The sequence below is a fragment of the uncultured Tessaracoccus sp. genome (genome assembly GCF_947286155.1).
Lineage (GTDB): Bacteria > Actinomycetota > Actinomycetes > Propionibacteriales > Propionibacteriaceae > Arachnia.
The window spans coordinates 1-14,139 of record NZ_CAMYPD010000058.1 but is presented as its reverse complement, the minus strand read 5'-3'; the positions used below and the strand labels follow the sequence as shown (position 1 = coordinate 14,139).

Below are 14,139 nucleotides of genomic sequence, written 5' to 3'. Positions count from 1 at the left end.
AGCGCGGCGACGAGCGTGCGCTGCACCTCGTGGCCCGAAGCGTCGCCGCCGGCGTGCAGGATGCGGCGCGCGCTGTGTCCGCCTTCGAGGTGGAGGCTGTAGTTTCCTCGGGCGCGGTCGAACTGCGCGCCGAGTGTGATGAGGCGGCGGATCGCGACGGGGGCCTCAGCGACGAGCGTGCGCACGGCCTCCTCGTCGCACGCCCCGGCACCCGCGACGAGGGTGTCGCGCACGTGCGCATCGGTGGAGTCGTCGGGGCTCCAGACCGCCGCAAGGCCGCCCTGCGCCCAGTCGGTGGAGCCTGCCATGACGTCGGCGCGGGTGAGGATCGCCGTCGCGATTCCGTGTACGGCAAGGTGTAATGCGACGCTGAGCGCGGCCGCGCCCGACCCGACGATCACCACGTCAGCCTCGTGGTGATGCGTGGCGGGCGGCAGGGCGAGCTCGGTCATTCTCCGCCCCCGGGGTTGCCGATGGACACCATCTTCTCCACGGCCTGGCGCGCGCGGGCGGCGATGGCGGCGTCGACGAATACCTCGTCGCGGCCGTCGGTGAGGCAACGAAGCAGCTTGTCGGGGGTGATCATGCGCATGTACGGGCACGCGGCGCGGGGGTTGACGGGGATGAACTGCGTCGTGGTGTTGGCCTTGGAGAGCTGGTGCAGCATGCCGATTTCCGTGGCGACGAGCACCTTCGAGCTGGTGGCGCGACGGGCCTCGTCGAGCATGCCGCCGGTGGAGAGCACGTGCGTGCGCTCGCGCGGGAGCTCGCCGGACTCGGCCATCCACAGCGCCGACGTGGTGCAGCCGCACTCGGGGTGCACGTAGAGCTCGGCGTCGGGGTTGGCGCGGACGATGGCGGTGAGGTCCGACGGTGAAATGTCAGCATGCACGTGGCATTCGCCCAGCCACACGTGGATGTTGTCGCGCCCCGTCTCGCGGCGCACGTGGGCGCCGAGGAACTGGTCGGGGCAGAAGAGAATCTCCTTGTCGGCGGGGATCGAGTTGACCACATCGACGGCGTTCGAGCTGGTGCAGCACACGTCGGTTTCGGCCTTCACCTCGGCGGTGGTGTTGACGTAGGAGACGACGACGGCGCCCGGGTGCTCGGCTTTCCAGGCGCGCAGCTGGCTGGCGTCGATGGTGTCGGCGAGCGAGCAGCCGGCGGCCGCGTCGGGGATGAAGACGCGCTTGTCGGGGGAGAGGATTTTCGCGGTCTCGGCCATGAAGTGCACGCCGCAGAACACCACCTCGCGGGCGTCCGTCGCGGCTGCGATGCGCGAGAGGGCGAGCGAATCGCCGACGTGGTGGGCCACGTCTTGGATCTCTGGCAACTGGTAGTTGTGGGCCAGGATGACGGCGTCGCGTTCGCGCGCGAGGGCGTGGACGGCGTCGCGCCACTTCGCCCATTGCTCCGCGGTCCAGCGCTCGTAGGGCGCTTCGAGTGTGCTCGAGATGGTCATGCTTCCTCCAGTTTTCGCCTAAGAGTCGCAAACTGGTTTGAGGGTAGCATGCGCACCATGATGAATGGCAACACGGCTCCGAGCGGGCCCCTGCGCGACGGCGCCGGCGTTGCCAAGTTTCGGCACGAGGCCGTGGCGGCTGTGATGCGTGTGCGGCCGGGAGAGGGGCTGACGGTGCTGGCGTACCGTCGGAGCCGCTCGCCGTTCAAGGGGCTCTGGGCGCTGCCGAGTGGGGCGGTCGAGGTGGACGAATCGCTCGACGAGTCCGTGCTCCGGCATCTGCTGGAGAAGGCGGGCGTCGACGCCGTCGCGTACCTGGAGCAGTTGCAGACGCGCAGCGCGCTTGGCCGCGATCCGTTCGACCGCACGATCGCGACGGCCTATTTGGGCCTGCTGCCGTGGGATTGCAGCCCCGCCATCCCCGACCACGCCGCATGGGTCCCCGTCGAGGAGCTTCCCGAGATGGCCTTCGATCACGACGGGCTCGCGCGGGTGGCCGTCGAGCGGCTGCGCGCGAAGTTGTCGTACACCAACGTGGGTTACGCATTGGCGCCCGACGAGTTCACCGTCGCCCAGTTGCGCGACGCCTACGCCGCGGTGCTGGGGCACGACGTGTCCGCCACCAACCTGCAGCGCATTTTGCAGCGGCGCGGGCAGCTCGTCGCCACTGGTGAGCGCGCGCCCTCCGGCGTCGAAGGTGGCCGTCCCGCCCGGCTCTACCGCTTCACGCAGCGCGAACTCGCCGTCACCGACCCATTCGTCGTGTTCAAGCCGTAATCGGCTGGAGGTGCGCGTCGGTGTGTCGCCCCTGTTTTCCCCCTCTCTGCCCCGCCTGGGCAGGTGCAACCTGTGCGGCAACTGAGCGGATCATGTGTCACCTGCCTCCCGACGATGCCCCGTCGCGGCTAGGCAGGTGACACCTATTCCGCAACTGAGCCGCACAGGTTGCCTGTGCCCTGCGGGGGACACCGGGGGCGAGGGGCGGCGACCGGGAATAAACGGCGCCCCGCAAGAGTTGAGTGATGTAGACTCAACTTTGGAAATCAACTCAGGAGTGCCCATGAACACCGACAAGCTCACCACCAAGAGCCGCGACGCGGTGACTGCTGCCGTCAGGCAGGCGCTCACCAGCGGCAACCCCAGCGCAGAGCCGCAGCACCTGCTGCACGGCCTGTTGCTCACGCCCGACAACACCGTCGGCGCCCTGCTCGAATCCGCCGGCGCCTCCCCACAGCGCGTCGACGCGGGCGCCGTCGCTGCCATCAAACAACTGCCCACCGCGACGGGCAGCTCCGTCTCGCAGCCCACGCTCTCCGGCGCGTTCCTGCGCGTGCTCGCCACCGCAGAAACCGTCGCCAACCAGCTCGGCGACCAGTTCGCCGCGACGGAACACCTCCTCATCGCGCTCGCCACCGTCGAATCCGCTGCGAAGCGCATCCTCGACGCGGAAGGCATCACCGCCGACGATCTCACCCAGCGCTTCAACGACGCCCGCGGCGGCAAGCGGGTCACGTCGGAAGACTCCGAGGGCAGCGGGGAGTCTGCGCTCGACAAGTACTCCGTTGACCTCACCGAGCGCGCCCGCGACGGCAAACTCGACCCGGTAATCGGCCGTGACCAGGAGATCCGCCGCGTCGTGCAGGTGCTCGCCCGCCGCACGAAGAACAACCCCGTGCTCATCGGCGAACCCGGCGTCGGCAAAACCGCCGTCGTCGAGGGCCTCGCGCAGCGCCTCATCGCCGGCGACGTGCCCGACTCGCTCAAGGGCCGTCGACTCGTCTCCCTCGACCTCTCATCGATGGTGGCCGGCGCGAAATATCGCGGCGAATTCGAGGAGCGCCTCAAGGCCGTACTCACGGAGATCCGCGACGCAGAAGGCCAAGTCATCACGTTCATCGACGAGCTCCACACCGTGATCGGTGCCGGGGCCACCGGCGATGGGGCGATGGATGCGGGCAACATGCTCAAGCCCATGCTCGCCCGCGGTGAGCTGCGGATGATCGGCGCCACCACCCTCGACGAGTACCGCGAGCACATCGAGAAGGATCCGGCCTTCGAACGTCGGTTCCAGCAGGTCTTCGTCGGCGAGCCCAGCGTCGAGGACACCGTCGCGATCCTCCGTGGCCTGCGCGAACGCTACGAGGCGCACCACAAGGTGCGGATCACCGACGGCGCTCTCGTCGCCGCAGCCCAGTTGTCCAACCGCTACATCACGTCGCGACAGCTGCCTGACAAGGCCATCGACCTGATCGACGAGGCGGCGTCGCGGCTCAGGATGGAGATCGACTCCTCGCCGGAGGAGATCGACATGCTCCGTCGCGACGTGGATCGCATGACGATGCAGCAGATGGCGCTGAAGAACGAGGACGACCCGGCGTCGAAGGAACGCCTCGAAGCCCTCAACCAGGAGCTCGAGAACGCCCAGGAAGAGCTGCGCGGTCTGGAAGCGCGCTGGGAGCAGGAGAAGTCTGGCCTCAACCGCGTCGGCGACGTGAAGAAGCAGATTGACCAGCTCCGAGTCGAGGCTGACAAGGCCCAACGCGAAGGCGACCTCACGCGCGCGTCGCAGATTCTCTACGCCGAGATCCCGGCGGCGGAGAAGGAACTCGCCGAGGCGGAGGCCAGCGACGCCACCCCGTCGATGGTCTCGGAGGAGGTCTCCGACGGCGACATCGCCGAGGTGGTGGCCGCATGGACGGGCATCCCCGTCGGCAAGTTGCTGCAAGGCGAGCAGGAGAAGCTGCTGCAGATGGAGGATCGCCTCGGCGAGCGCCTCATCGGGCAGCGCGAGGCGGTGCAGTCCGTCGCGGATGCTGTCCGACGCTCCCGCGCCGGCATCTCCGACCCCAACCGCCCCACCGGCTCCTTCCTGTTCCTCGGGCCCACCGGCGTCGGCAAGACGGAGCTCGCGAAATCCCTCGCCGAGTTCCTGTTCGACGACGAAACCGCGCTCGTGCGCATCGACATGAGCGAGTACTCCGAGAAGCACTCGGTGGCCCGCCTCGTCGGCGCACCTCCCGGCTACGTCGGCTACGAGGAGGGCGGCCAGCTCACCGAGGCTGTGCGCCGTCGCCCCTACTCCGTTGTGCTGCTCGACGAGGTGGAGAAGGCGCACCCCGACCTGTTCAACATCCTGTTGCAGGTGCTCGACGACGGCCGCCTCACCGACGGCCAGGGTCGCACGGTGGACTTCCGCAACACCATCTTGATCCTCACTTCGAACTTGGGATCGCACTTCCTCGTCGATCCGACCAAGAGCGACGAAGAGAAGCGCAACGAGGTGATGGGCGTAGTCAGGAGTGCCTTCCGTCCGGAGTTCCTGAACCGCCTGGACGACATCGTGCTGTTCAGCGCGCTCACTTCCGACGAGCTCCAGCGCATCGTCGAGATCCAGCTGGCCCGCCTCAACAAGCGCCTCGCGCCCAGGCGGATCACCGTCGACGTGACCCCCGCCGCCAAACAGTGGCTGGGTGAGACGGGCTTCGATCCGATCTACGGCGCGCGCCCGCTGCGTCGCCTCATCCAGACCACGCTGGAAGACCAGCTGGCCCGCAAGCTGCTCGCCGGTGAGATCTTCGACGGCGACACCGTCACCTTCGACGCTACCGCCGGCGGCGATGGGATTGCCATCAGCCAGTAATCTGGCTGCATGACAAGGCGAATCAACTGGCGAGAAGCCGGCATCTACGCGGCAGCGACGGGGCTCACCCTCATTGAGCCCCGCTCGCTGCGCGGCTGGCAGAAGTGGGCGTACTGGGGTGCGGTCTCCGCGGTGACCGGCCTCTCCGCATTCCCCGAGGAGGACGACGACGGCCTATACCGCGCCATCATGCCCGGCTATCGCGCCGCGCTTGGCGTGGCCACCGCCGGCGTCACGTTCGGGCTGCGCGAGCCGCTCCTCGCCGCCGACGCGTGGTGCGCTGACACCGTGCGCAGCTGGGGTGCGAAGCACCCGCGCAGGTGGATGGCCGCCGCGACGGGCGCGCTTAGCGTCGTGGCGCTCGCGCTCAGCTCGAAGCGTGCTGCGCAGCTCGATGCGTTCGGGGAGCCCGAGGACGCTGAACTCGACCCCATCCCGCTCGAACCCCGCGTTCGGGAGATCGTCGAGACCATGCTCGCCCAGTGCGACGGCTGGGGCGCCGACGAGCTGCGCGCCCAGCTCGCCACGGCCCAACAGTTCGCGTTTGACGAAGACGAGCCGGTGACGCTCGTGGTGCAGCCCGACGCACCTCGCACACTGGTGTCTGACTACGAGTTCCCCGTCGTCGGGCGGAGTACCGTCGATGGGAGGGAGGTCATCGTCCGCCTCGTCATTGAGGACGGCATCCTCACCCTCCTGGAGTGCGTCGACGACGAATGGATCGCCCACCCGTTGCCCGACGAGCTTCGTTTCGGTGTCGAGAACCCGGCCACGGCGAGCGAGGAGCGCGACGATGACTGACCGCAATCTCGGCGCGATGCGCACCGACTACCAGGGCGAACGCCTGGAGGCCAGTATCACCGACCGCAACCCCTGGGAGCTCTTCGACGAATGGCTCGCCGCCGCAATCGAAGCAAAGGTGCCCGAGCCCAACGCCATGACGCTCGCCACCGTCGATGCCGGCGGGAGGCCGTCGTCGCGTGTGGTGTTGCTGAAGCAGGCCTCGCCTGCCGGGCTCGTGTTCTTCACCGATTACGGCTCCGACAAGGCTGTACACCTCGCTGAACACCCGGTGGCGAATGCTCTGTTCTACTGGCCGGGGCCGATGCGCCAGATCAAGGCGACGGGCCACGTCGAGAAGATCAGCCGCGAGGAGTCTGAGGCCTATTTCCATTCGCGCCCGCACGCGAGCCAGGTCTCGGCGTGGGTGTCGAAGCAGTCGCGGCCCCTGGCCTCGCGGGAACAGTTCGCCCAGGAGCTGGCGGAGGCCGAGGCGCAGTTCGAGGGCAAGGATGTGCCGCTGCCCGACTGGGGCGGGTTCCGCATCGACGTCGACGAGTTCGAGTTCTGGCAGGGCCTGCCCGGCCGCGCGCACGATCGCGCGCGCTTCGTCCGCGACGGCGACTCGTGGCGCGCCACGAGGCTCTACCCGTAGGTCAGAATACCGCTCGCAGCGCGACGAGTCCGGCGGCCCCCAACACTGCCGCCACGGGCAGTGTGATGATCCAGGCCAAGAAGATGGGGCGCATCAGTCGCCAGTTGGCGGCCCGGTTGACGAGCCCGACGCCCAACACTGCGCCAATGAGGATGTGCGTGGAGCTGACGGGCAGCCCAAACACCGACGCCAGCATCACAACTGCAGCGGCGGAGAGCTCGGCGGCAAACCCGGAAGCCGGGTGGATTTTCGTGAGCCCTTCCCCGACGGTGCGGATCACCGACCGCCCGATGAACCACAAGCCGGCAACCAAAGCGATGCCGAACGCGAACATCACCGGCGTGGGCACGACGGCTTTCTCCGCGATCTGCTCGGTGCGCAACACGTCGAGGATGGCCGCGAACGGGCCGACGGCGTTGGCGATGTCGTTCGACCCGTGGCTGAACGCGAACGCCGACGCGGTGAACACCTGCATCCAGGAGAAGAGCCGGAAGCTCGCTTTGGAGAGTTGCTGGCCGCGCATGGTGTTCGCGAACATCGACAGCGCTAGCCAGACGATGGACCCCACCATCAACAAAATGAGCACGATGGAGACGGTGTTCAGGCCCAGGTGCAGGTTCGCGAGCCCCTTAAATAGCAGCATGGACACGATGACCACCGCGCCCACAGAGCCGATGAGGGGCACCCCGATCATGAGCGCGCGGTGTGATTGCACATCGTCGACCTGCTTATCGATCTTCTTCAGCGCCTTGTAGTAGTCGGATTCCAGCTGGTCGGGGGTGATGTCGGGGTTCTTTGCCAGCTCCGAGTCGCGGATGAGTTTGTTGGTGTAGGCCACCTGCTGGAGCTCGGTGAGGCGGCTGAACTCCCGCTTCTGTTTCTCGCCCTCCGCCATGCGGGCGGCATTGAGCTCGCGGAGACGCTGCTCCGCTTTCTCGTTGTAGAGCAAGATGTGCCGCTGGATGGCGTTGAAGAGGAGGAAGGCGACGATGCCGCCCAGCACGGGGGACAGCACCCACGAGATGGCGATGTCGCGGATGCCATCCCACTGCACCATGGCGAGCGATCCCTGGTCGGTGATGAAACCCAGCGTGAGTGAGGCGCCGACGATGGCGCCGACGATGGAGTGCGTCGTCGATACGGGCAGCCCGAACTTCGTCGCGATGAGCAGCCACAGCGCAGCGCCGAACAGCGACGACATCATGATGAACACGAAGTCGATGGGGTCCAGCTGTACCGCGCCTAAATCGACGATGCCGCTGCGGACCGTGTCGGTGACTTCTCCACCGGCCAGGATTGCCCCGCTGACCTCGAAGATCGCCGCGACGAGCAGCGCCTGTTTCATGGTGAGGGTCTTCGCCCCGACGGAGGTGCCGAACGAGTTGGCGACGTCGTTGCCGCCGATGTTGAACGCCATGAAGAGGCCAAGCGCGATGGCGGTGACCAAGATGATGCTCGGCCTGCCAACGTAGCCAAACGACCATAGCCCGAAGGCCAGCGCGCTGATGGCGAGCAGCCCGCCGAACGTGAGGTGCCAGTTACGATCAATCCCCAGCCATTGCCGCGGATCGCCCAGCGATCCCTCCGCTGGCCCCGCGTGTGGGTCGGTCCCAGTGTTCACACCCCCGTAGATTAATGGAAGGTGACGGCCATGTGTCCACTGGGTGCGGTGTAGGCCGGTAGCGTGGTGGTATGCGCATTCTGGTGACCTCCTTCGAACCCTTCGGCGGCGACCCGGAGAACGCGTCGCGGGAGGCGATGCGGGCGCTCTTGGCCGAGTGGAGCGAGCCCGGCGCGGAGCTCGTCGGGGTGGAGCTTCCGGTGGTGTTCTCCGCCGCGCCCTTGCGCGCTGCGGTGGCTGAGCATCGCCCGGATGCGGTGGTGTGCCTGGGTGAGGCCGGCGGACGGGAGGCCATCACCCCCGAGCGCGTGGCGGTGAACGAGATACGTGCCCGCATTGCCGACAACGCCGGGTTTCAGCCCCAGGGTGAGGCGATCGTCGCGGGTGGCGAGGGCGAGCGCGCGGCGAGTGTCGACGTCGATGCTCTCGTGAGGGCCATGTCGGAAGCGGGATGGGCCGCGGAGCCCAGCGTGGATGCCGGACGGTTCGTGTGCAACTTCGTGGCTTATCACGCCTACGGGCTCGGTGTGCCTGCGGTGTTTATCCACGTGCCGGCGCTTAGGTCGGCGGGTGAGGCCACCGTCGGTGCCGAAACTGGCGGGGCGATGGCGGCGTCGGCGGGGCGCGTGCCGCGCACGTTCGCAAACCTCGGGGAAGCGCTCGCGGCCCAAATGACCGTTATCCTCCACACCTGCAAAAAATCGCCGAAAACGCGGGGTTAAACGCTTCTCGTGGAGGATAACGGTCAACTTTCGTGGGTGCCCAGGCGCATCCAGTCGTCGTTGCGGGCGCGCCACCACAGCGTGAGCGCGCGCCCGCCCATGTAGCCAAACGAGAACGCGAGCCACAGGCCCACGAGCCCCAGCTGCCCCTTCGGCAGTAGGAGCGATGCGAGCGCCAGCGGCGCGTACACCGCCAGCGCCACGATGCCCGCCTTCGCCAGGTACGGCCCGTCGCCCGCACCGATGAGCACCCCGTCGAGGAGAAACACGTAGCCAGCCAGCGGTAGCGCTACGGCGACGATGACGAACACCCAGACGGTGAGGCCCCGCACGTCGGGGTCGGGGGAGAAGAATGCGCCGAGCGGCCGGTGCGTGAGCAGCACCAGCACGCCGAGCACGCCGCCCACGCCGATGGCCCAGCGCGTCATGCGCGACGTGAAGGCACGGGCCTCGTCGCGGTTCGACGCGCCGAGCGCGGTGCCGATGATGGTCTGCCCGGCGATCGCGATGGCATCGAGCGCGTTGGCGAGGAAGTTCCATACCTGCATCACGATGTGATGCGCCGCGAGCGCCGCCGGGCCCTGCGCCGTCGCGACGTACGTGGTGAGCAAGATGGCGATGCGCAGCGTCAGTGTGCGCAGCATGAGGGGGATGCCGACGGTGAGGCTCAGCCACATGTCGCCAACGTGGGGGGCCCGACGAGCCCCCGCGCTGCTCGCTTTGCGTGCGATGAGTGCGGCGGCGACGGCACCGAGCGCGGTTTCCGCCACCGCGGTGCCCAGCGCGGCGCCGGCGATGCCGAGGTGCAGACCGAACACGAACAGCAGATTGAGTACGAAGTTCAGCGACGCCGACCCCACCATCAGTGCCAGCGGCGTCTTCGCGTCCTCGAGCCCGCGGAACGTGCCTGTCGCGGCGAGCATCACCAGCATTCCTGGTAGCCCCGGCAGCGCCCACCGCAAGTACGTAGCTGCGTGCGTGGCTACGTCGGATTTGGCTCCGAGGGCTGCGACGAGCCAGTCGCCGCCTGCGAACGCGGCCCCGGCGAGGGCGATGCCGAGCGCGAGCGCGAGCCACATGGCCTGGATGCCGAGCTCGAGCGCGCGGCGGGTGTTGCCGGCGCCCACCTGGCGCGAGACCGTCGCGGTGGAGCCGTAGGCGAGGAACACCATGAGGCCGGTGAGCGTGGTGAGGATGACGGCGCCGACGCCGAGCCCGGCGAGTTGCGCGGTGCCGAGGCGGCTGACGATCCAGGTGTCGGCGAGTGTCATGAGTGGCTGCGCGATGAGCGCCGCGAATGCGGGAATCGCCAGGGCGAGTACCCGTCGGGTGAGAGACATGGGCGCGAGTGTACTCGGGTAGGGTGTGGCGCCGGTGGCGGTTCGTCGTCGGTCCAGACCTCTCCCCGCGGGCAGGTGCAACCTGTGCGGCAACTGAGCGGATCAAGTGTCACCTGCCTAGCTGCCCCCGCGAGGTCTCGGGAATCACCGACGAGTCCCTCCGGCCACCCCTGTGCTAAGCTGGCGATTTGGACACGGGGTGCGCCGTCGGCGCTGAGATTACACCCGTGGAACCTGATGCAGTTCGCACTGACGAAGGGATTGTCCATGGCACTGCTGCACCCGCGCATCCCGCGCGTCCTGTCGATCGCTGGCTCAGACCCGAGCGGCGGCGCCGGAATCCAGGCTGACCTCAAATCCATCACCGCCGCGGGCGGCTACGGCATGGCGGCCATCACCGCACTCACCGCGCAGAACACCCAGGGCGTCGTGGGTCTCCACGTGCCCGATCCGTCGTTCCTTACCGCCCAGCTCAACGCGATCAGCGCCGACATCGAAGTGGACGCCGTGAAGACGGGCATGCTCGCGACGGCTGACGTCATCCGCGCGGCCTGTGAGTGGCTCGAACGCTGCCCAGTGCCGGTGCTCGTCGTGGATCCCGTGATGGTGGCGACCAGCGGCGACCGCCTGCTCGCCCCCGAAGCCGAGGAGGCGCTGGGCGAGCTGTGTCGTCGGGCGAACGTGATCACCCCCAACATCGGCGAACTGGCCGTCCTGACGGGGGCCGAGCCGGCGCAGACCGAGGAGGCGGCGATTACCCAGGCACGCGGGTGGTCGGCGGAGCACCGAGTGGCTGTCGTCGTGAAGACCGGCCACTTGACAAGTCTCGACACCGCGTCGAACCACTGGGTCTCGCCCGACGGGGCCGTGCACACGACGTCAACGCCGCGCCTCGATACCACGACCACCCACGGCACCGGCTGCTCGCTCTCGTCCGCGCTCGCCACTAGGCTCGGGGCCGGCGACTCACCCGATGACGCGCTCTCCTGGGCGACGGACTGGCTCCACGAGGCCATCGCGCATGGAGCGGACCTCGATATCGGGGGTGGCCACGGGCCGGTCGACCACGGCTACCGCGCTCGTCGGGCGCTAGCCGCTACGGCGGGTGCGCGGGCATGACGGGCGGACTCGGCGTCGCCAATCTCCCCCCAGCGGGCCGGGCCGCGCTGCGGGCGGGTGTCGTCGGCAACTGGGTGGACAACATCCACGTGTTCCTTCCACTCATCGCGCTCGGCCCCGCGATGGGCGCACTCGCCGGGCCAGGCGCCGGAGCCGCGGCGGGGCCGCTGGTCGTCGTCGCGATGCTGCTGGGGCGGCCGGTGGGCGGGACGGTGTTCGGGCAGGTCAGCGACCGGTTGGGGCGCACCCGCACGACGCGCGTCGCGATCGCCGGCACCGCCTTGTGTGCGCTCGGCATCGCCGTCATGCCGACGCATGTCGCGCTCGGCGCCGCCACGCTGTGGCTCGTGCTGGTGCTGCGCTTCCTGGGCGGGGTCTTCGTCGCGGGCGAGTATTCGGCAGCGATTCCGCTGGCGATGGAGTGGTCGGCGCCGCGCCGGCGGGGGCTGATGTCGGGGCTGATCCTGTCGATGGCGCCGCTCGCGCAGGGCTCGATCGCGTTCGCGACGGCGGCGATGCTGGGCTGGCTCGGGCAGGACGCGTACGCACTGTGGGGCTGGCGGGCGCTGTTCGTCGTCGGGGCGCTCTGCTCTGGCGCGATGCTCGTGTTCTACTCACTTCAGGTGGCGGATGCGCCGGCGTTCCATCGGCACGCGGGCCTCGCGAGGGCTCGTCGGGAGCGCGGCCAGGCGGTGCTCGTCGGGCGGCACTCGCGCACGTTCTGGCAGGTGTTCGCCCTCATGAGTGGGCTGTGGCTGATGACCGCCGTGACCGTCCTCATCCTGCCGGGGCGACTGGTCGAGGATGCGCGCCTCGCGCCCGACGACGCGGCCATCGCGATGGGCGTGGCCTCGCTCGCGCAGGCGGCGGCGATGGTCCTGGCCGGGCACTTGTCGACCGTCGTCGGGCGACGGGCGTTGTTCGTGGGCTGGGGGCTGGTGGCCCTGCTGACGTCGCCGTTCGTGTGGAGGGCCGTCGTCGTCGCCGACGATCTTCCGCGCGCCGCGCTGTGGGCGGCCCTGCTGCAGGTGGTCACGGTGAGCATGTACGGGCCGGTGGCGGCATACCTGTCCGAGCGGTTCCCGACGGGAGTGCGCTCGACCGGCTACGGCATGGGCTACTCGCTCTCGCTCGTCCTGCCCGCGCTGTACCCCCTGTACCTGCCTGCGCTCGAAGGTCTGCTCGGGCGGCAGGGGGCGCCGACGGCGATGCTGCTGCTGGGCGGGGCGCTGGTGGTGGGCGCCGCGTTCGTCGGGCCGCGGCTCGCGCCGCGTGACTTCGATGCCGAGATCGACGAGGTAGCCCGCGAGGCAGAGGAGGTGTCGGCGTGACGGACTGGCAGACGGTCGTGCGCTCGGTGCGGGGGCGGGCGCCGCTGGTGCACTGTATCTCGGCGACGGTGTCGATGGGCCTGGTTGCGGACGGTCTGCTCGCAGCCGGGGCCCGTCCGATGATGACCGAGACCCTCGGCGAGGCGCCCGCGATGACGGCAGTGGCGGACGCGCTGCTCGTGGGTTTCGGCACGCTCTCGACGGATGCCGTCGATGGAATTCCCCCAACGGTCGACGCCGCGATCGCGGCTGGTCATCCTTGGGTGCTTGACCCGACGGCGATCGGCGTGCCTCCGGTGCGGACCGCGATGGCGAGGGGGCTCGTCGCGAAGGGCCCGACGGTGGTCCGCTGCAACGCCTCCGAGTGCCTGGCGCTCGCCCAGACCGGACCCGGCGGACGGGGCGCGGACGCGACGGCCTCCGTCGACGAGGCAGCCGACGCGGCAGCAGCGCTGGCGCGGCGATGGGGGAGCATCGTGGCCGTCTCCGGCGTGTCAGACCTTGTCACCGACGGGGCGACGGCGGTCCGCATCGACGGTGGCAGCCCACTCCTGCCGCGCGTCACCGGGACGGGATGCCTGCTAGGTGCGCTGACGGCGGCGAGTTGCGTCGTCGCGGAGCCCCTCCATGCGGCTGTCGCGGCGGCGACGTGGCTGAAGCGGGCGAGCGAGGTGGCCGAGACGCGAGCCGCCGGACCGGGGACCTTCCGCACGCACCTCAAGGACGCACTGGATGAGGTGGGACGATGACGGATTCGCAAGGGGGCTCGCACCGCGCGGCGCGTGTTGGCGGGGTTGACTGGCGCTGCTACGTCATCACGTCGGGGAGCGGCGGGGAGGTCGTCGCGAAGGCGGCTGCGGCCGCGGCGGCCGGGGCCGGTGTGGTGCAGATCCGTGCGAAGGACCTCGGTACGCGGGCGCTCCTCGAGCTGACGTGTGCGGTGGCGAGGGCAGTCGTCGCCGCCAATCCCCGCACCCGTGTCCTCGTCGACGACCGCGCCGACGTCGCGTGGGCCGCCAGACGGCGCGGGGAACCGGTTCACGGCGTCCACCTTGGCTGGGACGATCTCCACCCGCGTGATGCCCGCGCCCTCCTCGGACCGGACGCGATCATCGGGCTGACCACCGGCACCCTCGAGCTGGTCCAGGCCGCGCAGGGGCTCGCGGACGTCGTCGATTATGTGGGATGTGGCCCGTTCCGCCCCACCCCGACGAAGGACTCCGGCCGCGAGCCGCTCGGCGTCGATGGCTATCCGCCGCTCGTGGCCGCGACTGAGTTGCCGCTGATCGCGATCGGCTCCGTCACCCCAGACGATGTCCCTCGCCTCGCCGCGGCAGGGGTCGCGGGAGTAGCGCTGGTCAGGGCGGTCATGGACGCGCCCGACCCGGCGGCTGTGGTGCGACGCGTGCTCGCTGGCTTCTGAACGCGGCCCCTGCCGGGCAGGTGCAACCTGTGCGGGCGGGCAGCCC

Annotated in this window: 13 protein-coding genes and 1 riboswitch; of the genes, 9 read left to right on the top strand and 4 right to left on the bottom strand. The window is 69.2% G+C overall.

Going from position 1 to position 14,139, the window contains the following annotated elements:
* Positions 1 to 452: FAD-dependent oxidoreductase (locus Q0X68_RS11810; protein WP_297752028.1), on the bottom strand; the 452-nt coding region annotated here is incomplete at its 3' end.
* Positions 449 to 1,462: a quinolinate synthase NadA gene (gene nadA / locus Q0X68_RS11805; RefSeq protein WP_297752025.1), complete on the bottom strand. Its 1,014-nt coding sequence runs from the start codon at positions 1,460 to 1,462 to the stop codon at positions 449 to 451. The genes nadA and Q0X68_RS11810, both read right to left, overlap by 4 nt.
* A gap of 57 nt (positions 1,463 to 1,519) precedes the next feature.
* Between nadA and Q0X68_RS11800 the strand changes: the two genes are divergently transcribed.
* The 4 genes from Q0X68_RS11800 to pdxH all read left to right on the top strand — a co-directional run bounded on the left by Q0X68_RS11800 (position 1,520) and on the right by pdxH (position 6,537).
* Entirely contained in the window at positions 1,520 to 2,239 is a 720-nt protein-coding gene (locus Q0X68_RS11800; RefSeq protein WP_297752023.1) for an NUDIX domain-containing protein, read from the top strand.
* Positions 2,240 to 2,522: 283 nt separating this feature from the next.
* Positions 2,523 to 5,102 carry an ATP-dependent chaperone ClpB gene (clpB, locus tag Q0X68_RS11795; RefSeq protein WP_297752020.1) on the top strand — a complete coding sequence of 860 codons (2,580 nt, stop codon included), beginning with the start codon at positions 2,523 to 2,525 and terminating at the stop codon, positions 5,100 to 5,102.
* 9 nt (positions 5,103 to 5,111) lie between these two features.
* On the top strand, positions 5,112 to 5,903 hold the full coding sequence (locus Q0X68_RS11790) for a hypothetical protein (RefSeq protein ID WP_297752017.1): 792 nt from the start codon (positions 5,112 to 5,114) through the stop codon (positions 5,901 to 5,903).
* Complete coding sequence (gene pdxH / locus Q0X68_RS11785) at positions 5,896 to 6,537, top strand: pyridoxamine 5'-phosphate oxidase (protein WP_297752014.1); 642 nt, start codon at positions 5,896 to 5,898, stop codon at positions 6,535 to 6,537. The genes Q0X68_RS11790 and pdxH overlap by 8 nt, the downstream gene beginning before the upstream one ends.
* A 1-nt stretch (position 6,538) precedes the next feature.
* Here pdxH and Q0X68_RS11780 read toward each other — a convergent pair whose 3' ends face one another.
* Complete coding sequence (locus tag Q0X68_RS11780) at positions 6,539 to 8,158, bottom strand: inorganic phosphate transporter (protein ID WP_297752011.1); 1,620 nt, start codon at positions 8,156 to 8,158, stop codon at positions 6,539 to 6,541.
* Between the two features lie 71 nt (positions 8,159 to 8,229).
* On the opposite strand from Q0X68_RS11780, the gene Q0X68_RS11775 reads away from it, so the two are divergent.
* Positions 8,230 to 8,880, top strand: coding sequence for a hypothetical protein (locus tag Q0X68_RS11775; RefSeq protein ID WP_297752008.1), 651 nt, complete (start codon positions 8,230 to 8,232; stop codon positions 8,878 to 8,880).
* Positions 8,881 to 8,903: 23 nt separating this feature from the next.
* Here the strand turns inward: Q0X68_RS11775 and Q0X68_RS11770 are convergent, their stop codons facing one another.
* Positions 8,904 to 10,220: an MATE family efflux transporter gene (locus Q0X68_RS11770; RefSeq protein ID WP_297752005.1), complete on the bottom strand. Its 1,317-nt coding sequence runs from the start codon at positions 10,218 to 10,220 to the stop codon at positions 8,904 to 8,906.
* A 185-nt stretch (positions 10,221 to 10,405) separates the two neighbouring features.
* A riboswitch (TPP riboswitch) is annotated at positions 10,406 to 10,499 on the top strand.
* Between Q0X68_RS11770 and thiD the strand changes: the two genes are divergently transcribed.
* From thiD to Q0X68_RS11750, 4 genes are all read left to right on the top strand, one after another.
* On the top strand, positions 10,458 to 11,339 hold the full coding sequence (gene thiD / locus Q0X68_RS11765) for a bifunctional hydroxymethylpyrimidine kinase/phosphomethylpyrimidine kinase (protein WP_231974315.1): 882 nt from the start codon (positions 10,458 to 10,460) through the stop codon (positions 11,337 to 11,339). It overlaps the preceding riboswitch by 42 nt.
* An 89-nt stretch (positions 11,340 to 11,428) precedes the next feature.
* A complete protein-coding gene (locus Q0X68_RS11760) occupies positions 11,429 to 12,670 on the top strand; it encodes an MFS transporter (protein ID WP_297752000.1) in 1,242 nt (413 codons plus the stop codon).
* Positions 12,667 to 13,419, top strand: coding sequence for a hydroxyethylthiazole kinase (gene thiM, locus Q0X68_RS11755; RefSeq protein WP_297751997.1), 753 nt, complete (start codon positions 12,667 to 12,669; stop codon positions 13,417 to 13,419). The genes Q0X68_RS11760 and thiM overlap by 4 nt, the downstream gene beginning before the upstream one ends.
* Complete coding sequence (locus tag Q0X68_RS11750) at positions 13,416 to 14,093, top strand: thiamine phosphate synthase (protein ID WP_297751995.1); 678 nt, start codon at positions 13,416 to 13,418, stop codon at positions 14,091 to 14,093. Before thiM ends, Q0X68_RS11750 begins: the two co-directional genes overlap by 4 nt.
* Positions 14,094 to 14,139: the final 46 nt, after the last annotated feature.

What these genes read in the sequence shown, in the direction of transcription:
- Q0X68_RS11770 (WP_297752005.1), bottom strand. Translation starts at nt 10,220, where the DNA reads ATGTCTCTCACCCGACGGGTACTCGCCCTGGCGATTCCCGCATTCGCG.
- Q0X68_RS11775 (WP_297752008.1), top strand. Translation starts at nt 8,230, where the DNA reads ATGCGCATTCTGGTGACCTCCTTCGAACCCTTCGGCGGCGACCCGGAG.
- thiD (WP_231974315.1), top strand. Translation starts at nt 10,458, where the DNA reads ATGCAGTTCGCACTGACGAAGGGATTGTCCATGGCACTGCTGCACCCG.
- nadA (WP_297752025.1), bottom strand. Translation starts at nt 1,462, where the DNA reads ATGACCATCTCGAGCACACTCGAAGCGCCCTACGAGCGCTGGACCGCG.
- Q0X68_RS11790 (WP_297752017.1), top strand. Translation starts at nt 5,112, where the DNA reads ATGACAAGGCGAATCAACTGGCGAGAAGCCGGCATCTACGCGGCAGCG.
- Q0X68_RS11750 (WP_297751995.1), top strand. Translation starts at nt 13,416, where the DNA reads ATGACGGATTCGCAAGGGGGCTCGCACCGCGCGGCGCGTGTTGGCGGG.
- clpB (WP_297752020.1), top strand. Translation starts at nt 2,523, where the DNA reads ATGAACACCGACAAGCTCACCACCAAGAGCCGCGACGCGGTGACTGCT.
- Q0X68_RS11800 (WP_297752023.1), top strand. Translation starts at nt 1,520, where the DNA reads ATGATGAATGGCAACACGGCTCCGAGCGGGCCCCTGCGCGACGGCGCC.
- pdxH (WP_297752014.1), top strand. Translation starts at nt 5,896, where the DNA reads ATGACTGACCGCAATCTCGGCGCGATGCGCACCGACTACCAGGGCGAA.